Annotated in this window: 18 protein-coding genes; 9 read left to right on the top strand and 9 right to left on the bottom strand. The window is 72.3% G+C overall.

Features of this window, described 5'->3' with window-relative positions; genetic code table 11:
- Positions 1-13 precede the first annotated feature (13 nt).
- From ACZ6JE_RS09785 to ACZ6JE_RS09810, 6 genes are all read right to left on the bottom strand, one after another.
- Positions 14-1,321 carry a hypothetical protein gene (locus ACZ6JE_RS09785; RefSeq protein ID WP_464318831.1) on the bottom strand — a complete coding sequence of 436 codons (1,308 nt, stop codon included), beginning with the start codon at positions 1,319-1,321 and terminating at the stop codon, positions 14-16.
- Between the two features lie 295 nt (positions 1,322-1,616).
- Positions 1,617-2,069, bottom strand: coding sequence for an endonuclease/exonuclease/phosphatase family protein (locus ACZ6JE_RS09790; RefSeq protein ID WP_464318832.1), 453 nt, complete (start codon positions 2,067-2,069; stop codon positions 1,617-1,619).
- A gap of 460 nt (positions 2,070-2,529) precedes the next feature.
- Positions 2,530-4,836, bottom strand: coding sequence for a transglycosylase domain-containing protein (locus tag ACZ6JE_RS09795; protein ID WP_464318833.1), 2,307 nt, complete (start codon positions 4,834-4,836; stop codon positions 2,530-2,532).
- A gap of 176 nt (positions 4,837-5,012) precedes the next feature.
- A complete protein-coding gene (locus ACZ6JE_RS09800; protein WP_192061798.1) occupies positions 5,013-5,381 on the bottom strand; it encodes a hypothetical protein in 369 nt (122 codons plus the stop codon).
- 53 nt (positions 5,382-5,434) lie between these two features.
- Positions 5,435-6,307 (bottom strand): siderophore-interacting protein, encoded by an 873-nt coding sequence (locus tag ACZ6JE_RS09805; RefSeq protein WP_464318834.1) that lies wholly within the window; start codon positions 6,305-6,307, stop codon positions 5,435-5,437.
- 14 nt (positions 6,308-6,321) lie between these two features.
- Positions 6,322-7,317: an ABC transporter substrate-binding protein gene (locus ACZ6JE_RS09810; RefSeq protein ID WP_464318835.1), complete on the bottom strand. Its 996-nt coding sequence runs from the start codon at positions 7,315-7,317 to the stop codon at positions 6,322-6,324.
- Positions 7,318-7,407: 90 nt separating this feature from the next.
- Between ACZ6JE_RS09810 and ACZ6JE_RS09815 the strand changes: the two genes are divergently transcribed.
- The 6 genes from ACZ6JE_RS09815 to ACZ6JE_RS09840 all read left to right on the top strand — a co-directional run bounded on the left by ACZ6JE_RS09815 (position 7,408) and on the right by ACZ6JE_RS09840 (position 13,821).
- Entirely contained in the window at positions 7,408-8,469 is a 1,062-nt protein-coding gene (locus ACZ6JE_RS09815; protein WP_243214120.1) for a FecCD family ABC transporter permease, read from the top strand.
- On the top strand, positions 8,466-9,497 hold the full coding sequence (locus ACZ6JE_RS09820; protein WP_464318836.1) for a FecCD family ABC transporter permease: 1,032 nt from the start codon (positions 8,466-8,468) through the stop codon (positions 9,495-9,497). The genes ACZ6JE_RS09815 and ACZ6JE_RS09820 overlap by 4 nt, the downstream gene beginning before the upstream one ends.
- Complete coding sequence (locus ACZ6JE_RS09825) at positions 9,494-10,339, top strand: ABC transporter ATP-binding protein (RefSeq protein WP_374231384.1); 846 nt, start codon at positions 9,494-9,496, stop codon at positions 10,337-10,339. Before ACZ6JE_RS09820 ends, ACZ6JE_RS09825 begins: the two co-directional genes overlap by 4 nt.
- 233 nt (positions 10,340-10,572) lie before the next feature.
- Entirely contained in the window at positions 10,573-11,025 is a 453-nt protein-coding gene (locus ACZ6JE_RS09830; RefSeq protein ID WP_192061808.1) for an S-ribosylhomocysteine lyase, read from the top strand.
- A complete protein-coding gene (mtnN, locus tag ACZ6JE_RS09835) occupies positions 11,022-11,777 on the top strand; it encodes a 5'-methylthioadenosine/S-adenosylhomocysteine nucleosidase (protein ID WP_320479817.1) in 756 nt (251 codons plus the stop codon). The genes ACZ6JE_RS09830 and mtnN overlap by 4 nt, the downstream gene beginning before the upstream one ends.
- 190 nt (positions 11,778-11,967) lie before the next feature.
- Positions 11,968-13,821, top strand: a complete 1,854-nt coding sequence (locus tag ACZ6JE_RS09840) for an immune inhibitor A domain-containing protein (RefSeq protein ID WP_464318837.1) — start codon at positions 11,968-11,970, stop codon at positions 13,819-13,821.
- Between the two features lie 66 nt (positions 13,822-13,887).
- Here the strand turns inward: ACZ6JE_RS09840 and ACZ6JE_RS09845 are convergent, their stop codons facing one another.
- The 3 genes from ACZ6JE_RS09845 to ACZ6JE_RS09855 form a co-directional block, all read right to left on the bottom strand.
- Complete coding sequence (locus ACZ6JE_RS09845) at positions 13,888-14,586, bottom strand: Rho termination factor N-terminal domain-containing protein (protein WP_464318838.1); 699 nt, start codon at positions 14,584-14,586, stop codon at positions 13,888-13,890.
- Between the two features lie 91 nt (positions 14,587-14,677).
- Positions 14,678-15,190 carry a MarR family winged helix-turn-helix transcriptional regulator gene (locus tag ACZ6JE_RS09850; protein ID WP_464318839.1) on the bottom strand — a complete coding sequence of 171 codons (513 nt, stop codon included), beginning with the start codon at positions 15,188-15,190 and terminating at the stop codon, positions 14,678-14,680.
- Positions 15,187-17,403, bottom strand: a complete 2,217-nt coding sequence (locus tag ACZ6JE_RS09855) for an MMPL family transporter (RefSeq protein ID WP_464318840.1) — start codon at positions 17,401-17,403, stop codon at positions 15,187-15,189. Before ACZ6JE_RS09855 ends, ACZ6JE_RS09850 begins: the two co-directional genes overlap by 4 nt.
- Before the next feature lie 194 nt (positions 17,404-17,597).
- Between ACZ6JE_RS09855 and ribB the strand changes: the two genes are divergently transcribed.
- Genes ribB through ACZ6JE_RS09870 form a run of 3 tightly spaced genes read left to right on the top strand, consistent with a single transcriptional unit; the run spans position 17,598 to position 19,908 of the window.
- On the top strand, positions 17,598-18,281 hold the full coding sequence (ribB, locus tag ACZ6JE_RS09860) for a 3,4-dihydroxy-2-butanone-4-phosphate synthase (RefSeq protein ID WP_192061790.1): 684 nt from the start codon (positions 17,598-17,600) through the stop codon (positions 18,279-18,281).
- The gene (locus ACZ6JE_RS09865; protein WP_464318841.1) at positions 18,281-19,492 is read left to right on the top strand and encodes a lysophospholipid acyltransferase family protein; all 1,212 of its coding nucleotides are present in this window, start codon (positions 18,281-18,283) and stop codon (positions 19,490-19,492) included. The genes ribB and ACZ6JE_RS09865 overlap by 1 nt, the downstream gene beginning before the upstream one ends.
- The gene (locus tag ACZ6JE_RS09870; RefSeq protein ID WP_192061788.1) at positions 19,489-19,908 is read left to right on the top strand and encodes an SRPBCC family protein; all 420 of its coding nucleotides are present in this window, start codon (positions 19,489-19,491) and stop codon (positions 19,906-19,908) included. Before ACZ6JE_RS09865 ends, ACZ6JE_RS09870 begins: the two co-directional genes overlap by 4 nt.
- Positions 19,909-19,976: the final 68 nt, after the last annotated feature.

The raw sequence follows: 19,976 nt of genomic DNA on the forward strand, positions 1-19,976 counted from the left end.
CTCACCCGGAGGTTCAGCGACCGAAGCGACGCCGGAGGCGCGGTGCGGCCACCAGTGCCGTGCCGAGCGCCAGCAGCGCGGCGGCGCCGGCGATCCAGACGCCCTGATCGGCACCCGTGTAGGCGAGGGCTCCGCGCGCACGTCGCTCGTCCACGCCGCCGGCGACGACGGTCGTGTTGCCGGCGGGCACGACGACGGGGGGCGTCGTGGCGCCGGGCGTCGGGGTGGCGACGGCCTCGGCGACCGCGAACGACACGAATTCGCTGTCTGCGGAGAAGAACGGGATCTCGGGGTCGACGGCGAGAGACGCGCTCACGAGGTAGTCGCCGGCCGGGAGGACGAAACGGGCCGAGAACGAGCCGTCGGCCTCGACTCGGGTGACGGCGGAGGACACGCCGAAATCGGCGTCCCACTCGACGGGCTCCGTGTCGAAGGGGACGTCCCCCCACGGGTCGGCGGCCGCGCGTGCCGACATGACCACGGTGTCCTGCTGGATGGTCCACGAGTCCTGCCCGGGGGTGAAGTCCCATTCCTCGGCGTCGTCCGCGTCCACGACGGTGATGACCGCCACAGCGCCGGCGACGCCCGTGCTTCCCGTGATCGTGACGACGCCCGCGGTGGCGTCGGTCGGTGGCGTGACGAGGGGAGCGGGCACGGCCGCTCGCACCTCGATGTCCGCTGAGGCCGAGACGCCTTCGGCATCCGCGACGGTCATCGTCAAGGTGCCGAGAGCGAGGTCGGCGGGGATGTCCATCGTGAAATTCGCGTAGCCGTCCGAATCGACCACGAAGGGGTCGTCGACTGTGTGGACGATGAACCTCGTGCTCTCGGTCACGGCGGGGCCGTCGACGTCGATGACGATGCCTGCGCCCGGAGTGAATCCGTCCGCATCGACGGTCACGGAGTCGCCGGGGCTCACGACGGGGAAGAAGACGTCGATACTCGGGTCCGACCGCTCGGGCACGACGACGACCGACGACGGCGCGGGGGCGCTCGATGCCGGGACGGGCGTCTCGCTCAGAGCGGGCGTCGCGGCCGGTGCGGGCGTCACAGCGGGAGCGGGCGTCGCGGCCGGGCTGTCCCCGACGACGACCGACGTGCCGGTGCCGGTGCCGGTCTCGGCCGGCGCGGCCGGTGCCGGCGCGATGGTCGCGGTGTCGGTCGGTGCGACCTCGACCACGTCGACGGGGGCCTGCGCGGCGGGTGCGGCAGGCGTCGCGGGTGCCTCGGCGGCGAGTGCGGCGGTCGGGGCGAGGACCATCGCGGCGACGAGCGCGGCGGCGGCGCCGGCTCGTGAGCGGAGGCGGTGTGATCTGGGCATGCGTGTTCCCCCTGGAACGGTACGGCGCCTCGGGTGGGCGCGTCGGTCCGAACCTAGGTGACCCGCCGGGTGCCGCACGGCCCCCCGTTCGAGCGGACGGCGCCTCCGACACCGGATCGTCACCATTCCGTCCCCCGTCTCCGCGCCTCCGGGGGACACCGCCGCCCCGACCGCTGCGAGAACCCCCGCGTGAGCATCGCACCTCGTCGTGCGGGGGTGCGATGCTCACGCCGAGGTTCGGCGCCCGGCGGGCCTGCACTCAGGGGTTCGGCGCGGCAGACCAGCATGCCGAGGTTCAGTGCGCAGCAGGCCAGCGCAGCACGGCGTGCACGGGGTCGTGGTCCGACGCCGCGGCACCCGCGAACCGGGGCGCCCCGACCCCCGCCGCCGAGACCTGGGCGTCGGGGCTGACGAGCACCCAGTCGAGCCGACGGCCGCCGGGGCGCGGCGGCCCGTAGTGCGACCAGCTGCCCCACCCCGGGTCGACGAGTCGGTCGGCGACGGCGCGGGCGTCGACGAGGAGCCCGCCGCGGGTCAGCTCCGCGTGCGATGGGGAGTCGTCGTCGGCGTTGAAGTCGCCGAGCACGACGACCGGCCCGTCGAGTCGTGCCACGACGGCGCGGATCCGCCGGGCGGCGTCGAGCTTCGCCCGGGCCGAGAACGGGTCGATGTGCACGGCCACGACGGTGAACCGCGCCCCGGTCGCGAGGTCCGACAGATCCGCTTGGACGACGACGCGAGCGAACACCGCCCCCGGCCCCCGCGACCCCGGCGTCTCGGGTCGGTCGGACAGCCACCAGGTGCGCGACGACGCACGCGGAGGCGCTCGGTGTCGACATGCAGCTCGACGCGTTCGCCCCCACGGTCGCGCTCTCGGCCGCTGCCGATCGACGCGTAGCGCGGTCCGAGCATCGCGGCGAGTTCGACGGACTGATCGGGCATGACCTCTTGCACGGCCAGCACGGCGGGGCGTTCCGCCTCGAGGAGGCGCGACACCAGTGGTGCCCGCCGGCTCCAGCGGTCGGGGCTGCCGGCCCGCACCGCCGGCAGACGCCGCCGCAGGTTGAAGGTCATGATGTGCAGCCCGGGTGCGGCGACGGGCCCGACGGTGGGCCGAGCCGCGGCCGTGCCGTCACGGTAGCCGTCAACGTCGCCGTCGGCCCCGGTGCCGTCGGATCCGGCCCCCGCGGCCCCGTCGCGACCGGGCGTCATCCGCCCGCGGGGGAGTCTTCGCCGCCCTCGCCGTCACCCGGCTCGGGCTGTTCGCCCGCACCGGGCGATCCCGGGGCGGGTGCGGGTGCGGGTGCGGGTGCCGGCGCGGGTGCCGACGGGCTCGCGGACGGCGCCGGCGTCGGCGCGGGCGGGGGTGCGGGTCGCTCGGTCAGAGCCGCGCTGGGCGCCGCGAACGGCTGGCCGCCGTACAGGTCGTTGACGGCCTGCATGTACGGCTGGAACACGCGGTGCCGCGCGGTGTCCGCTCCGCCGCCCGGCAGGGTGTTGCGGCGCATGCTCACCTCGCCCTGGACGTTTCCGACCCAGATCGCGGTGGCCACCTCGGTCGTCGAGCCGACCATCCAGGTGTCTTTCGCATTGTCGGTGGTGCCGGTCTTGCCCATCAGCGGCACGCCGTCGCCGGGGTTCGAGGCCGAGCCCGTGCCGCCGGGGGCGACGACGGAGCGCAGGGCGAAGGCCGTGGTGGCGGCGACCGCGGGGTCGACCGCCTCGCGGCAGTCGGCCGACGGCGGTGCGACTGTCGAGCCGTCGGGGCGGGTGACGCTGTCGATGGCGATCGGCGAGCAGGCGGTGCCGCCGTTCGCGATCGAGCCGAACGCCGACGCCATCTGCAGCGGGGCGATCGTGTTGGCGCCCGAGCCGAGCACGTCGGAGGGGAAGATGCTGAGCTCGCGGCCGTCGGCGTTCGTGACCCCGAGGTCGGAGGCGGCGTCGGCGATGTCGCAGAGGTCGAGCTCGGCGGCCATCGCGATGAACGCCGTGTTGACGGACTGCGTCGTCGCGCGGAGCGGCGTCATGTCGCTGCGTGCGCCTCCGGTGTCGTTGGTCACGGGGTACGGCTGCGCGCCGAAGCCGCCCTGGCACGACGAGAACTCCGAGGTGTTCCAGTTGTTCTTCGAGGCGTTGACGACGTCGTAGAGCGAGTTGCCGTTGCGCAGCCAGTCGACCAGCGTGAAGGCCTTGTACGTCGACCCGACCTGGAACCCGGTCGAGCCGCCGTGGCTCGAGTCGGCGGCGTAGTTCACCTGCGTGGTGCCGGCGGCGTCCTGGCTGCTGCCGTAGGCGGTGTTCTGGGCCATCGCGACGATGCGCCCGGTGCGGGCCTCGGTCGACACGAGCGATCCGCCGAGGTCGGCGAACCCGACACTGCCGGGCACCTGGGCCTGCAGGGTGCCCGCGGCGGCGTCCTGGACGTCGAGGTCGAGCGTCGTCATGATGCGCAGTCCGCCGCGGTTCAGCAGCGCGGCGCGCTCGTCGGCGGTCTCGCCGAAGGCCGGGTCGTTCAGCACCTCGGATCGCACGTAGTCGCAGAAGTACGCGGCCGAGGCGGGCTGCGTGTTCGCGCAGCCGCTGGTGGCCGCGGTGATGACGGGCGCGACGGGTGTCTCGACGGCCGCCGTGTAGTCGGCGTCGGAGAGCATGCCCTGCTCGTTCATGTTCGCGAGCAGCAGGTCGCGGCGTTGTGTGTTGAGGGCGATGTTCGACTCGTCGTCGATGCGGAGCTCGGCGGGCGAGTTGACCGTGGCCACGAGACTGGCCGACTGCGCCGGGGTCAGCTCGGCGGCGGACACCCCGAAGTAGTACTGCGCCGCCGACTCGATGCCGTAGACGCGCCCGCCGAAGTTGGCGATGTTGAGGTACGCGAGCAGGATCTCGTCCTTCTCGAAGCGCTCCTCGACGCCGATCGCCATCTTGATCTCCCGCAGCTTGCGCGGCAGGGTCGTGACGGTGGCCTCCTCGTAGGCGGCCTCGCCGGCCTCGACGATCTCGGGGTCGCCCGATTCGAGCATCTCCTCGGCCTGCTGCACGAGCACGTTGCGGACGTACTGCATCGTGATGGTCGACGCGCCGCTCTCGACGCCGCCGCTCGCCACGTTCTGGAACACCGCGCGGACGGCCGCGAACGAGTCGACGCCCGCGTGCTCGTAGAACCGAGGGTCCTCCGTGGCGATGGCCGCGTCCTTCGCGCTCTGGGCGACGGCGTCCCAGCCGACCTCCTGGCGGTCCTGCGAGAAGAACTCGGCCATCTTGACCGGTTCGCCGCCGCGGGTGGCGTAGAGCTCGCTGGTCTGGGCCTGCTCGCCGATCTCGAGCGCCTCGGGGATCGTGTTGAACGCCCTGACCCCGAAGCTGGCACCGCTGCCGGCCACGGCGATCACCGGTGTCACGAGCACGGTGACGAGCACGCCGACCACGACCGAGAGCCCGGTCATGCCGGCGATCGCCCCGAGGGCGCCGCCCGTCCGGGACGCCCAGGAGGCGCGGTGTCCGTCGTCGCTCATGCGATCGCGCCGATCGATGCGGCGGCCTGGCTGGGGGAGTCGAGTCGTCGTGTCATCGCCTCCGACCGTACGGTCCGGTCCGCCTCCCGGCGAAGCCCGCACAGGGCCCCGTCAGCACATTGTCAGCCGACCGTGATGCCTAGTCGGTCGACGGAGACGGTGCCGGCGACGCCCCGTCAGGCGGCGGGGCCGAGCAGCACGGCGGCCGCCGCGGCGGTCATCCCGACGATGAAGAACATCGTGCCGCCCTGCATGGTCAGCGACTTGTTGCGACTGGCGGTGGGCACGTCGACCTCGAGGATGGGGCAGCCCGACCAGCCGATCAGGCCGATGCTCAAGGCCACCAGGCCGAAGGCGGCCCAGAACAGGACGGCGAGTCCGGTCGGCAGCACGGTGGGGCGCCAGCCCGACGAGAGGAGGAGACCGAGGCTCACCGCGACGCTCCCGACGGCGGCCATGAACCAGTAGGTCCCCGTCCACATGATCCGCTGGACGTTGTTCTCGGGCGACATCAGGTCGTTCTGCACATTCTGCACGGAAGACATCTTGCGCCTCTTCGCGGCTCCCTGTGCACCACAGCCGTCGTCGACCGCCCGGGTCACTCCGTGAAGATCGCCCCGATCGGCTCGCGCTTCTCCTCCTGGAACCGATCCTCCGCCCGACCGAGCGCCCAGTACGCCGACACCGAGAGGGCCGCGCGATCGAGACCCCAGGCGTCCTGCACGATGGCCCGCGCCTCCTTCATGGCTCCGCGCTCGCCGTGGGCGAAGACGGCGACGGGGCCCTCGGGGGCGTCGAGCGCCGCGAGGGCGGCGACGAGCGGCGCCCCCGGGGTGGCGGTGCCGCGGCGGTGCAGCCAGCGCAGCTCGACTCCCGCCGGTCGGACGAGGTCGAGCTCGTCGTCGGTCGTGTCGACCTCGACGAGGGCCAGCCCGCGCGAGTCGGCGGGCATCGACTCGAGGGCCGACGCCACTGCAGGCAGCGCCGAGTCGTCGGCGAGCAGCAGGTGCAGCACCGCGGGGTCGTCGACCGGTGCCCAGAGACCGGCGGGCGTCGACATCTGCAGTCGATCGCCCGGCCGGGCCGCGAGAGCCCACGGCCCGGCCACACCCTCGTCGCCGTGCACGACGAAGTCGATCGCGATGGTGCGCGTCGCCCGGTCGATCGACCGCACGGTGTAGGTGCGACGGACCGGCAGGTCGGCGGGTGCGAGCTCGGCCCGCAGCGCCTCGAGGTCGAACGGCGGCTGCAGGCCGAGACCGGGGCGGGCCAGCAGCAGCTTGACGTAGCGGTCGGTCGAGGTCAGCGCGGCCTCGCCCGCCTCGACGAACCCGTCGAACGCCGGTCCGCCCAGGTGCACGCGCATCAGATGCGGCGACACGCGTGCGGTCCGGTCGACGACGAGCACGTGCTGCCGCCGGGCCGGGCGCCGAGGAGGCGCGGTGCCGGTCTCCGGAGTCGTCTCGCTCACGCGGTCCCCTCCGATCAGTTCGCCGTGGCGTCCTCGAGCAGCGGGACGAGCTGATCGAGGGCGTACTGACGGGAGAGCGAGGTGCCGAGCGAGTAGGCCGACGAGACGTCGCCGTCGATCACGATGTCGTGACCGGCCTTCACCGCGGGCAGCTGCTGCCACTGCGGGTCGTCGGTGATCTCGGTCGTCTCGATGAAGATCGGGAACGCGATGATCACGTCGGCGTCGATCACGTCGAGCTGCTCGGACGAGATGTCGACCGAGAAGCCGCCGGCGTTCGGGGTCAGAGCCGCGATCTCGGGGTTCTGGTCGAAGCCGAACTCCTCGAGCAGGTCGACGCGCTCGGAGCCCTCGATGTAGGCGCCCCAGCCCTCGCTGGTCTTCGTGGCGGCGGTCACGGTCAGGTCGTCCCACTCGGGGTGGGCGTCGGCGACGGCCTCGACGGCCGCCTCGCTCTCGGCGACGAGACGATCGCCCTCGGCCTCCTCGCCGAGCGCGGTGGAGACGAGGTCCATCTGGTCCTCGAAGTCGGTCAGGTAGTTCTCGCCGCCCTCGGGGACGCCGATGGTCGGCGCGATGCCCGAGAGGCGGTCGTAGCGCGCCTGGTCGCCGGAGCTCTTCGTGTCGAGGATGAGATCGGGTTCGAGCGCCGCGATGGCCTCGTACGAGGGCTCGAGCGTGCCGATGATCTCGGGCGGGGTGTCGTAGAGACCCTGCGCCCAGGGGCCGACGCCGTCGTTCTCCTCGCCGAAGGCGAGCCAGTCGGAGGCGCCGACGGGCTGGACGCCGAGCGCCAGGGCCGTCTCGGCGTCGCCCCAGCCGAGCGCGACGACGCGTTGCGGCTTCTCGTCGACGGTCACGTCGCCGAAGGCGGTCTCGACCGTGACAGGGAATCCGGCGCCGCCGCCGGTCGACCCTCCATCCGAATCGTTGTCGGAGTCGGCCGAGCACCCTGCGAGCGAGAGGGCGGCGACGGCGATGACGGAGGCGAGCGTGAGTGACTTGCGCATGGATTCCTTGCGTGGGGGAGGGGTGGGCGACGAGAGGGGGGGGCGGACCCTCGACGGGGTCTCAGGTGAGGGTAGCCTAAGCTAATCCGCATGGCGACGTCCGAGGTCCACGGGGTCGACCGCGCTCAGCGGCCGGCCGGCGGCGTCCGCCGACGCCGCACCCGCCTGCTCGCCCTGGTGATCGCCGTCCTCCTCCTCGTGCTCGCCGCCGTCCTCGGGCTGGCCGTCGGGGCTCGACCCGTGGCCTTCGACGAGGTGGTCCGCATCATCGTCGGCGCCGCGTCGCGCGACTCCGCCGACGCCGCCGCGGTGCTCGACCTCCGTCTGCCCCGAACGGTCGCCGCCATCGTCGCGGGGGCGGGTCTCGGGGTGGCCGGTGCCGTCGTCCAGGCGGTGACCCGCAACCCCCTCGCCGACCCGGGCATCCTCGGCGTCACCTCGGGCAGCGCCTTCGCCGTCGCCCTCGCGGTCGGCTTCTTCGGCGTCTCCGCCGCGAGCGGCTGGGTCTGGTTCTCGCTGGTCGGGGCCGGTCTCGCGACGGTCGCGGTCTCGCTCATCGGCGGAGCGGGCCGAGGAGGCGGTGGTCCGGCCCGTCTGACCCTCGCCGGTCTCGCGCTCGGTTCCGTCCTCGCGGGCATCACGTCGTCCATCGTGCTGTCCGACCCCCGCCGCTTCGACGCGGTCCGCGCCTGGGAGGTCGGCTCGCTGGCCGACCGCGGCTGGGAGCCCGTGCTCACCGTCGCCCCCTTCGTCGTCGTCGGCCTCGTCGTGGCCCTCGTCGCCGCCCGGCCGCTCGACGCCGTCTCGCTCGGCGACGAGCACGCCGCGTCGGTGGGGGTCTCGGTGCCGACCGTCCGGGTGCTGTCGCTGATCGTCGTCACGCTCCTCGCTGGAGGCGCGACCGCGATCGTCGGGCCCATCGCGTTCGTCGGCCTGATCGTCGCGCACACCGCCCGAGGTCTGGTCGGGCCGAGTCAGCCGTGGATCACCGGACTCTCGGCCCTGCTCGGACCGGCGCTGCTGCTGCTGGCGGACGTCCTCGGTCGCGTCGTCGCGCCTCCCGGGGAGCTCGCCGCCGGGCTCGTGACCGCCGCCGTCGGTGCCCCGGTGCTGATCGCCATCGCCCGTCGACGCCGGGTGGGCGGCGCATGACCGCCCTGAGCCCACGCCCACGCCCCCGCCCCCGCCGCGTCGCGACGGCACGGGGCCGGCGCCGCATCGCGACCATCGCGCTCGCCGTCGTCGCCCTCGTCGTGGCGATCGTCGCGCTCGGCATCGGCGACTACCCGCTCAGCCCGATCGAGGTCGTCCGCGCCCTGTCCGGCGGCGACGGCTTCGCGTCGACCATCGTGCTCGGCTGGCGACTGCCGCGCGTGCTCGCCGCCCTCGTCTTCGGCGCCGCGCTCGGCGTCTCGGGCGCGATCTTCCAGTCGCTGACCCGCAACCCGCTCGGCTCGCCCGACGTGATCGGCTTCTCGACCGGCGCGTACACGGGCGCGATCGTCGTGATCGTCACGGGGGCGTCGTCGACGCTCGGCACGGCCGGAGGCGCCCTCGCCGGAGGGCTGCTGACGGCGCTGGTCGTGTATCTGCTGGCCTACCGCGGCGGGGTCCAGGGCCTGCGGCTGATCATCGTCGGCATCGGCGTGACCGCGCTGCTGCACTCCGTCAACAGCTGGCTGCTGCTGCGGGCGCAGAACGAGGTCGCCCTCACCGCGTCGTTCTGGGGCGCCGGGTCGCTCGCGCTCGTCGGCTGGGCGCAGCTCGTGCCCGCCCTCGTGCTCATCGCCGTGCTGACGCCTCTCGTGATGATGCTGTCCCGCCCGCTGCGTCAGCTCGAGCTCGGCGACGACGCCGCGCGGTCGCACGGCCTCGGGGCCGAGGGGGCGCGGCTGGCCCTGGTCGTCGTCGGGGTGGCGCTCACGGCCGTCGTGACCGCGAGCACCGGGCCGATCGCATTCGTCGCGCTCGCCGCCCCCCAGCTGGCCCGGCGTCTCGTCCGGTCGGCGGGCGTGCCCCTCGTCGCCGGAGCCCTCACGGGCGCCGTCCTGCTGCTCGTCGCCGACCTGGTGGCGCAGCACATCACGTCGAGCCCGGTGCCGGTCGGGCTCGTCACACTCGTCATCGGCGGGGTCTACCTGATCACGCTGCTCGTCGGAGAGAGTCGGAGGTCCGTGTGACCGAGAGAACCCCCACCACCACCGCCGCCGCTGCTGACGGGTCCGGCGCCGCGCCCGTCGCTCCGTCGCCGCGTCTGGTCGCCCGGTCCGCGCACCTCGCCTACGACCGGCGGACGGTCAGCGAGTCCGTCGACGCCGAGATCCGCGACGGCTCGTTCACGGTGATCGTCGGGCCGAACGCGTGCGGGAAGTCGACTCTCCTGCGGGCCTTCGCGCGCCTCCTGAAGCCCCGGTCGGGGTCGGTGCTGCTCGACGGGCGCGAGCTCGCGTCCGTCCCGCCGAAGGAGGCGGCCCGCACGGTGGGGCTGCTGCCGCAGACCTCGACCGCACCCGAGGGCATCACCGTGGCCGAGCTCGTGTCGCGTGGGCGCTACCCGCACCAGGGGCTGTTCCGGCAGTGGACGACGGCCGATCGCGAGGCCGTCGACGCCGCCCTCGTCGAGACCGACCTGACCGGGCTGGTCGACGTGGCGGTCGACGAGCTCTCGGGCGGCCAGCGGCAGCGCGTCTGGGTGGCGATGGCGCTCGCGCAGCAGACCCCCGTGCTGCTGCTCGACGAGCCGACGACCTATCTCGACATCGCGCACCAGTACGACCTGCTCGACCTGTTCGCCCGACTGCACCTGCAGGGGACGACGGTGGTCGCGGTGCTGCACGACCTCAACCAGGCGGCGAGGTACGCGACCGACCTGATCGTGATGAAAGACGGCGACGTCGTGGCGACCGGCGCACCCGCCGACGTGCTCACCGAGCAGCTCGTCGCCGACGTGTTCGACCTGCCCTGCCTGATCGTGCCCGACCCCGTCACCGGCACGCCCCTCGTCGTCCCCCGCCGCCGCTGACCCGCCCCGACTCTGCCGCCGCTGCGCCCCTGCACCCGCGCCCCCGCGCGGCATCGAGGTGACGCAACGGGACCCCTGCACGCCGCACGATGCCCCTTCCGCGTCACCTCGATGCCGCCGCCGACACGGCCGGAGGGAATGGCCTAGGTTCGTACGGGCGTTGCACCCCCAGGGTGATCCGCCCATCGAGACCGCGCCCCGGGCGCAGAGGAGACATCGTGACCCAGCCCAAGATGAACGTCGAGTCGTTCAACCTCGACCACCGCACCGTCGCGGCCCCCTACATCCGTGTCGCCGATCACAAGACGCTCCCGAAGGGCGACACGATCACCAAGTTCGACGTGCGCTTCACGCAGCCGAACGAGGCGCACCTCGAGATGCCCGCCGTGCACTCGCTCGAGCACCTCTTCGCCGAGCACTCGCGCAACCGCTCGAACGACGTCATCGACTTCTCGCCGATGGGCTGCCAGACCGGCTTCTACCTGATCCTGCAGGGCACCCCCGAGATCGACGACGTCATGTCGCTCGTCGAGGGCACGCTGACCGACATCACGACGGCGACCGAGGTGCCGGCCGCGAACGAGACGCAGTGCGGCTGGGGTGCGAACCACTCGCTCGAGGCCGCACAGGAGGTCGCTCGCGGGTTCCTCGCGGCCCGCGACCAGTGGTCGACCGTCACCCGATGAGCCGGGGCGCAGCCGTCCCGCCGATCATCGTCGTCGTCGCGATGAGCGACGAGGCCCAGCCGTTCGTCGACCGCGCCTCCCGGGTCGACGAGCCCGTGGCGGTCGGCGGTTCGCTGCAGCGCGTCGTCGAGATCGACGGGGTCGAGCTGCTGCTCGTGCAGGGCGGCATCGGCTTCGTCAACTCCGCCAGTGCGACGACGTCGGCCATCGTGCGGGCGGGCGCGCTCGACGGCGTCGTACCGACCGTCGTCAGCGCGGGCACCGCGGCCGGCATGGGCCACGGGATCGAGATCGGCGACGTGGTCGCGGGCGCCGAGTACGTCAACCTCGACGCCGACGCGCGCGTCTTCGGGTACCGCCTCGGTCAGGTGCCGGGCATGCCGGCCAGCTTCCACGCCGACGACCACCTGATGGAGGCGGCGCTCGCCTACGGGACGTCCGTCGCGTCCGAGGCCGGCTGGGCCGTGCGCCCCGGCTTGATCGCGTCGAGCGACGCGTTCATGACCGCCGACCGGGTGGTCGGCGTCCGCAGCGCCTTCGCCGACGTGGTCGACGTCGACGCGGTCGACATGGAGTCGATGGCCATCGCGCAGACCTGCCACGTCTATCGCGTGCCGTTCGTCTCGGTGCGCGGCGTCAGCGATCTCGCGGGGCCCGACGCCCACGACGTGCACGACGAGAACCTGGCCCTGACGGCCGGGCGCTCGGCCGACGTCGCCCTCGCGCTGGTGCGGGGCCTGGCGAGCCGCTGACCGGCGGCGTCCGCCGACGCGCCATCGGGCATGAAGGAGGCGCGGGTCGGGTCGACCCGCGCCTCCTCGGCTCCCTGCACCCTCGTTCGGGGGACACGATCGACCTCTGAAGTGCCCACTGTGCACGAAGTCCCCATGAACCTATGTTCTCCCTAAGAGTTTTCTCGGATGAACGACAGGGGTCCACTTCGTGAAGAAACGCCACGTCAATGCGATCGGGGGAGTGGCGTTCGCGTCGCTCCTCGTCGCCTCGCTCGCCTCGCCGGCCGGCGCCGCTCCCACCACCGGGTCCGCCGCCGGGCCTTCAGCCGCCGCGGCATCCGCCGCCGCCGCGGCACCCGGTGCCGACGGTCAGCTCTCGCCCCGCAGCAGAGACGATCGTCCCGATCCCGCCGCCGAGGCCCAGCGCGAGCTGAACCGCGAGGCGGTGGCCCAGGTGATCACCGGTCAGGCCGAGCCGCAGCAGCGGAGCGCGCGCAGCGACAGCGAGTCGGTCGAGATCAAGCCGGGTCAGTGGGCCCAGTACGGCGTCGAGTCGAGCGATCAGATCCTGTCGTTCCTCGTCGACTTCGGCGACGAGGTCGACCCGCGCTACGCCGACGCGCCGGCCGGCCCGATCCACAACGAGATCGCCCAGCCCGACAGGGCGAACGACAACTCCACGTACTGGACCAACGACTTCAGCCGCGGCCACTACCTCGACATGTTCTTCGACCAGCAGGGCGAGTCGCTGAAGGGCGTCTACGAGGAGATGTCGAGCGGCCGGTACACGGTTGACGGCGACGTCAGCGACTGGGTCACCGTGCCGTACTCGTCGGCCAGCTACGGCGAGACCGAGAGTCAGGCCGACATGACCCGCTTCGTGCAGGACACCGCCGACGCCTGGTACGACGACCAGATCGCGCGCGGAAAGACTGCCGCGCAGATCACCGAGTACCTGCAGACCTTCGACCAGTGGGATCGCTACGACTACGACGCCGACGGCGTCTTCGACGAGCCCGACGGCTACATCGACCACTTCCAGGCCATCCACGCCGGCGAGGGCGAGGAGGCGGGCGCCGACTCGAGCGCCATCTGGTCGCACCGCTGGGCGGTCGGTCAGGACGCGGAGGGCACGGCTGGCCCCGCGGTCAACCCGTTCGGCGGAGTGAAGATCGGCGACACCGACTTCTGGGTGCGCGACTACACGACCGAGCCCGAGAACGGCGGCCTCGGCGTCTTCGCCCACGAGTACGGTCACGACCTGGGTCTGCCCGACCTCTACGACACCAGCGGCGGCGAGAACGGCACCGGTTTCTGGACTCTCATGAGCTCGGGTTCGTGGCTGAGTCACGGCGACGGGGCGATCGGCACGACCCCGAACCAGATGGGCGCCTGGGAGAAGCTGCAGCTCGGCTGGCTCGACTACGAGATCGCCGTGGGCGGCCCGAAGGCGGCGAAGTCCACGCACCAGATCGGCCCGTCGTTCCACGCCACGAAGAAGCCGCAGGCCGTCGTGGTCACGCTGCCCTTCGACAAGAAGGGGAACGCCCGCTTCTATCTCGCCGAGAACCGGCAGTACGGCGGCTACGACGACACCCTGCGCACCGGTCCGTACAACTTCGGCTGGCTCGAGTCGCAGCCCGACCGCGTCGAGCACTTCCCGTATCAGGACGGCCTCAGCATCACCTACTGGGACTCCGCGCAGTCGGACAACAACACGGCGCAGCACCCCGGTGCGGGGCTCGCGTTGCCGGTCGACGCGAATCCGACGGCGCTGACCTGGTCGGACGGCTCGGTCGCCCGCAACCGGATCCAGAGCTTCGACGCCACGTTCGGCATCCAGCGCACCGACCCGATCACGCTGCACCGCGAGCTCGGCGGCGCGTCGCTGACGATGACCGCGCCGGCGCGACCGGCGGTGTCGATGTTCGACGACAGCGACCCGCTCGCGTACTACGACGCGTCGAACCCGCAGGGCTCGGTCAAGGTCGCCGGGTCGGGAACGACCATCCAGGTGCTGCAGAGCAACAAGCAGGGGATGATGACCCTCCGCGTCGACTGAGCGCAGGCGGGGAGACATGAAGGAGGCGCGGGTCCAGTGGACCCGCGCCTCCCGTCGTCCGTCGACTCAGCTGGTGGCGCCGCGGTGCAGGTGCTCGATCAGCTGCGCCTTCGTCGCCCGCGACACCCCGGAGAGCCCGGCCTCGCGCGCGAGGGCGCGCAGCTGCACGAGCGTCATCGCGGTGAGGTCGCGAGACGGGTCGGTAGCGGTGTCGTCGGCGACGGTCTCGTCGACGGTGACGACGGGGGGCAGCGGCGGGACGAAGATCGACGACGCGACGGGGGCGGTCTTCGAAGGCTTGTCGGACTTGTCCTTCTTGTCAGTCTTCTCGGACTCGCCCTTCCCGTCGGACTTGCCCTTCTTGTCGGACTTGCCCTTCTTGTTTGTCTTGCCCTTCTCGTCGGACTTGCCCTTCTTGTCCGATTTGCCCTTCTTCTCCGACTTCGTGAGTTCGTCGAGAGACGGGGTCGGCGCGACGACGGTCTTCTCGTCGCCCTTCGACTTCTTGTCGTCGTGCTTGCGGGCGACGGCGTCGCGTTCGGCGCGCAGCGAGGCGACGGTCTCGTCGTCGAGGAAGTCGACGAACGGGTTGGGCTGCCCGGTCTTGTCGGCGACGATCGACGTGTAGGCGGCGGCCGCGGAGCGGACCTTCGCCGTCGCACGACCAGCGCGTTTGGACGATGTCGGTCGCTCCGCGGTCACTGCCGCGTGCTTCTCGAGGGCGTCGACGAGATCTCTGAGGGCTGTCTTGATCTTTTTGCTCACTCCGACATTGTCGACCCTCGAGGTGTACGCACAACCCCCTCATGCCTTTCCGGCGCCCGACCGATCCGCCGGCGGGAGTCGAGGAGTCCGCTCAGTCGGAACGCGGAGCGTCCTCGACCACCGTGCGGTCGGCGCCGAATCGGCGGTCGAGCACCTCCGCACTGGCCGAGCCGGCGAGGAACCCGCGGAGCACCGCGACGAGCCCGGCCAGGTCGTCGCCCGAGGTGCGACCCTGCACGTCGTCCATCCCCGCGTCGACCGCCCGCACGTGCGGCACGAGCGACCGGCCGTCGTCGGTGAGGCTGAGGACGACGGCGCGACGGTCGTCGGGGCTCGTCTCCCGTGCGACGAGCCCACGGCGGACCAGCGCGTCGACGATCCGGCTCGGGCTGCCGGTCTCGCAGACGATCAGCTCGCCCAGGGCCTTGAGCGTCAGGGGGCCGGAGTCGTCAAGCACCCCGACGACCTCGGCCTGCGAGGGTGTCAGCCCGACGGGGGCCAGCGCGTCGGCCACGGCTCGGTTGCCTTCGCGCTGGGCGGCGAGCACGAGGTAGCGCAACTCGGAGGGGGCCAGCTCGGCTCGGGGTCCGCCAGAGGATGTCACGACACGAGATTACCGCCCGCCGTCTGGGGCTGCGGTCGACGTCGACGTCGACGACTCCGCGCCCCGAAGACACCCGGGCCGATGGCCCGCAGCACGGACGGCAGCACGATCGTGCGGATGACGACGGCGTCGAGGGCCACCGCGATCGCCAGCCCCAGGCCGATCTCGCGCACGATGCTGATCTGCCCGGTCATGAACGCGAGGAAGACGACGATCATGATGAGGGCGGCGCTGTTGATCATGGGTCGGGTCGCCCGCAGCCCGTCGGTCACCGCCGAGCCGAAGACGGCCCCGCGCTCGTAGGTCTCGGCGATCCGGGCGATGATGATCACCATGTAGTCCATGCTCAGGCCGAACATCACGGCGAAGAGCAGGACGGGGGTGACGGAGTTCAGCGGCACGTCGCTCGTCAGCGACTGCACGAGGGTGAGCGCCCCGAGGCTCGCTCCGACGACGAGCGCGTTGAACGCGAGCGCCAGCAGCGAGAGCGTCACGGATCGGAACGCCACGATCAGCAGCAGGAACGTCGCGACGAACACGAGGACGGCGATGGTCGGCAGCGAGTCGACGAGCGTCTCGTCGAAGTCGAGCCCCTGGGCGGTCGCCCCGGCGACCGCGACGGTCGACGACGAGCCGAGCTCGTCGGGCAGCTCGTCGCGGATCTCGCGGACGAGGTCGTGCGCCTCGACCGAGTCCGGTCCGTCGTCGGTGGTGACGAGGAGGCGCGCGACCGTCCCCGCGGAGCCCTCGGCCCACAGCGCCCCCAGCTCGGCGGGAGCCTCGTCGCTGGCCAGCAGCGCGGGGAGCAGCGCCGGGTCGATCCCGGAGGTGGTGACGCTCGTGACCGAGGCGACGTCGGCGTGCTCCTGCAGCAGGCGGCTGGCCTTCGCGACGTCGTCGACGAGCTCCGATGCGTCGTCCGCGCCGATGACGACCTGGAGCGGGAACAGGTCGTCCACGCCGATCCGGGCCGCGGCCACGTCGAGTCCGATGCGAGCGGGGTCGTCTTCGGGGAGGACGGTGGCGCTCGCGACCGGCGACTGCAGCGAGAGGCCGAGGGCCGGCGACGACACGGCGAGAAGCCCCACGACGCCGACGAGGGCCACGACGGCCGACATCGCGCGGGTCGGGCTCGGACGACCGCGCAGGCCCGTGCCGGTGCTCGTCGAGTCGGCGGCGGTGGAGCCGGACGCCCGGCGAGGTCGACGACTGGGCAGGGGGACGCGACCCCAGTCGATGCGACGACCGAGGAGGATCAGGAGCGACGGCAGGACGGTGTGCGTGAGCACCAGCGCCACCGCGGTGACGATCATGCCGCCCAGGGCGATGCTCGTGAAGGCCATGACGCGGGGGACGAGCAGGGCGGCCAGAGCCACGATGACCGCGGCGCCGGAGAACAGCACCGAATGACCCGCGCGGGCCATCGCGACGTCGACGGCGTCGCGCACGCTCCGACCGTGGCTCAGCTCTTCGCGGAATCTCTTCACGATGAACAGCGAGTAGTCGACGGACACCGCCAGGCCGATCATCGAGACGATGTTCGAGTACAGGTTCGAGACGTCGGTCTCGCGGGCGATGAGGTAGCCGACTCCCAGGGCGATCGCGAGCGACGAGCCGGCGATGAGCAGGGGCACGACGGCGGCGGCGACCGAGCGGAAGACGATGAGGAGGACGACGATCAGCACGGGGAAGACGATCAGCTCGGCCCGGAGGGCGTCCTCCTTCGAGTGGACGTTCAGCTGGTAGTCGAGTGCGGGTTGACCCGTCACGTAGCCGTCGACGCCGCCGGCCAGGTCGGAGACGCCCTCCTGCAGGTCGGGGGTGAGGTTCTGAGCGACGGTGTTGTCGCCGTCGAAGCCCGCGGTGATCACGACCGTCCGGCCGTCGGCGGACGCGTAGTCGGGTCGTTGCCCGGGTGTCGTCACCGAGACCGCTCCATGGTCGGTGAGCAGCGCCGTCGTCTCGTCGATCGCGGCGGGGGAGATGGCGTCGTCGCCGTCGAGCACCACGACGACCTGGTTGGGGGCGTCGCCGAAGTCGCGTTCGATGCCCGCCTGGGTGACCAGCGCCTCCGCCCGGGGTGCGGTGAAGCCGCCGCCCGACAGGGCGCCGTCGAGCTGGAGGGCGAGGGCCGCGGCGACCGCCACCAGGATCACCCACGCGGTGAGGACGAGGCGAGGTGCTCGCCGGAGGGGATGGTTCGGTCGTGACATGGCGGTCTCCCGTCGAGGGCGTCGGACGACGCCGGTAGATGATGGAACATGCATGTTGTATCACGTAGCGGGTCCGACGTCGATTCGAGACTCGAGGCCGATAGATGTCTCGACATTTGTTGTGGAGTCATACATCTGACATTCTGGCTGCTGGCACAGCCCGCCACGCGACACATCACCTCACGAGGAGCACCATGACCCTGCAGACCGAGACCCCCGACGCACCGCCCGCCGCCATCGGCGCCGCGCCCCTGAGCGACGCCCGAGCCGCCATCGACGCCATCGGCCGCGGCGAGATGGTCGTCGTGGTCGACGACGAGGACCGCGAGAACGAAGGCGATCTCATCGTCGCCGCCGAGCACGTCACACCCCAGATCGTGAACTTCATGATCACCCACGGTCGCGGCCTGGTCTGCCTCGCGCTCGACGAGGGGCGCGCGGCCGAGCTGCGACTCGACCCCATGGTCGAGAAGAACGAAGACCACCAGTCGACCGCTTTCACGGTGTCGATCGACGGCACACCCGCTCACGGCGTCACCACGGGCATCTCCGCCTCCGAGCGGGCGACCACCATCCACCTCGCCGTGTCGGGCGACGCTAACGACCTCGCCCGACCCGGGCACGTGTTCCCGCTGATCGCCCGCCCCGGCGGGGTCCTCGAGCGACCCGGTCACACCGAGGCGTCGGTCGATCTCGCCCGTCTGGCCGGGTGCGCGCCCGCCGGCGTCATCGTCGAGATCATCGGGGTCGACGGCGAGATGCTCCGTCTCGACGCCCTGCGCGAGTTCGCGGCCGAGCACGGCCTCGTGCTGACGAGCATCGCGGAGCTCGTCCGCCACCGCGCCGACGAGGCTCGCACTGAGCAGGGTCGCGACTGATGTTGGCCCTCCGCGTCATCCGCGGGGCGACCCGGTCGGTGGTGTGGCGCATCGTCCGACGGCGCATCGGCAGCGTCGAAGGGCTCGAGAACATCCCGCTCGACGGTCCGCTCGTCGTCGTCCCGAACCACGCCAGCTACTTCGACCACTTCGTCGTCCAGGTGGTGGTCCAGACCCTCCGGGGCCGTCCTGTCTGGTTCCTCACCAAGCGCGAGAGCTTCGCCCGGCCGTTCCCTCGTCTGTGGGCGACGGCCTGGTACGGCATCCCGGTCGACCGCGACGTCCCCGGGCCCGACACCCTCCGCGAGGTCCGGCGGGTGCTCGGCTCGGGCGACGGGCTCTGCGTCTATCCGGAGGGCACCCGCGGAGACGGCGGTCCGATGCGCGAGTTCAAGCCCGGGGCCTTCCGATTCGCCCTCGCCCACGGGGCGCCCATGATCCCCATCGGTCTGCACGGCACCGCCGACGTGCTCCGCAAGGGCGACCGGTGGTTCCGACGAGGTCGCGTCGACGTCGTGATCGGCGCGCCCCTCGAGGTCGACTCCACACTGACGAAGCCCGAGGCGGCGCAGGCCCTCGCCGGGTCGAGCCGGGCGGTTGTCGAGTCGCTCGTGGCCCGGGCGGCCCGGAACGCAGCGCGTTCGTCGGCGATCCCCCTGCCGCCCGCGGCCGACGCCGTCGACGCCTCCATCGTCCGCCAGCTGACGGACGACGGGCGGATCGCCCCCGCGGTGCTCCGTCGACTGCGCATGCTGACCACCGTGGTCGGCACCGTCGAGCGTCGGGGTCTCGACCTGCGGACGCAGCGGATCCGACTCGCGGCTCTCCGGGCGACCCGGTGGCGGGGGCCGGTCCGTCTCGTGGCCGCGATGGTGATCCGCGGACGCCTCGCGCGCCTCCTCGGCGAGGCCCCCGCCCATCCGCTGGCCAACTACCTGCTGGGTCGATGGTGTCTCGCCGTGCCGACGGCCCTCGGCGGCGGCGCCGAGCGGGCGCTCGAACGGTTCGCGGTCGCCGCGGCCGACGCCGCCGACCCGACCCGCACCGCCATGGCCTCGGCCGAGGCCCTGCAGCGGCTCGGTCGGCATCGGCAGGCGCTCGAGCAGCTGCGACGGGTCGTGGCCGAGACGCCGACGCAGCACCCGCACCACGCGTCTCGGGTGCGCCGGGCCGAACGCCTGGTCGGCGAGCTGCGGGGGGCCGCGACGTGATGCCCGTCGTGCATTCGGCCAGCCGCTCGATGCGGCGTCGCCCGGCGGACGTCCTGCGGGTGCTCGTCGAGGTCTCGGCCGTCGCCGACTGGAACCCGGCGCTGTCGTCCGTCACCGCGCCTCCTGGGCCCGCGACGATCGGCCGGGCGTACCCGATCCGGATCCGAGGGCTGGTCGGCGGCCACATCACGTACCTCGAGACCGGGCCGGCACGAGTCGCCTACCGTCTCGTGGCCCCCGGCGCCGACGAGCTCGGCGAATGGCGGATGGACAGGGTGCCGGGCGGCACCCTCGTGTCGCATCGGATGGAGCACCGCGGCGCCGTGCTCCGCCTGATGCGGCGGGCGTTCGAACCCGTGCCGTCGTGGCGGCTCGAGAGGCTCGACCAGACGGCGGGCGACGCACGCGCCGGCTGATCGGTCTCCGGGGCGGCCGCCCGGCTCACGTCGACCGGCCGCCTCGGATCGGCCGAGGCGATCAGACC

Source organism: Frigoribacterium sp. AC759 (assembly GCF_979256015.1).

What these genes read in the sequence shown, in the direction of transcription:
- ACZ6JE_RS09785 (WP_464318831.1), bottom strand. Translation starts at nt 1,321, where the DNA reads ATGCCCAGATCACACCGCCTCCGCTCACGAGCCGGCGCCGCCGCCGCG.
- ribB (WP_192061790.1), top strand. Translation starts at nt 17,598, where the DNA reads ATGACCCTGCAGACCGAGACCCCCGACGCACCGCCCGCCGCCATCGGC.
- ACZ6JE_RS09865 (WP_464318841.1), top strand. Translation starts at nt 18,281, where the DNA reads ATGTTGGCCCTCCGCGTCATCCGCGGGGCGACCCGGTCGGTGGTGTGG.
- ACZ6JE_RS09820 (WP_464318836.1), top strand. Translation starts at nt 8,466, where the DNA reads ATGACCGCCCTGAGCCCACGCCCACGCCCCCGCCCCCGCCGCGTCGCG.
- ACZ6JE_RS09855 (WP_464318840.1), bottom strand. Translation starts at nt 17,403, where the DNA reads ATGTCACGACCGAACCATCCCCTCCGGCGAGCACCTCGCCTCGTCCTC.
- ACZ6JE_RS09810 (WP_464318835.1), bottom strand. Translation starts at nt 7,317, where the DNA reads ATGCGCAAGTCACTCACGCTCGCCTCCGTCATCGCCGTCGCCGCCCTC.
- ACZ6JE_RS09830 (WP_192061808.1), top strand. Translation starts at nt 10,573, where the DNA reads ATGAACGTCGAGTCGTTCAACCTCGACCACCGCACCGTCGCGGCCCCC.
- ACZ6JE_RS09795 (WP_464318833.1), bottom strand. Translation starts at nt 4,836, where the DNA reads ATGAGCGACGACGGACACCGCGCCTCCTGGGCGTCCCGGACGGGCGGC.
- ACZ6JE_RS09815 (WP_243214120.1), top strand. Translation starts at nt 7,408, where the DNA reads ATGGCGACGTCCGAGGTCCACGGGGTCGACCGCGCTCAGCGGCCGGCC.
- mtnN (WP_320479817.1), top strand. Translation starts at nt 11,022, where the DNA reads ATGAGCCGGGGCGCAGCCGTCCCGCCGATCATCGTCGTCGTCGCGATG.
- ACZ6JE_RS09800 (WP_192061798.1), bottom strand. Translation starts at nt 5,381, where the DNA reads ATGTCTTCCGTGCAGAATGTGCAGAACGACCTGATGTCGCCCGAGAAC.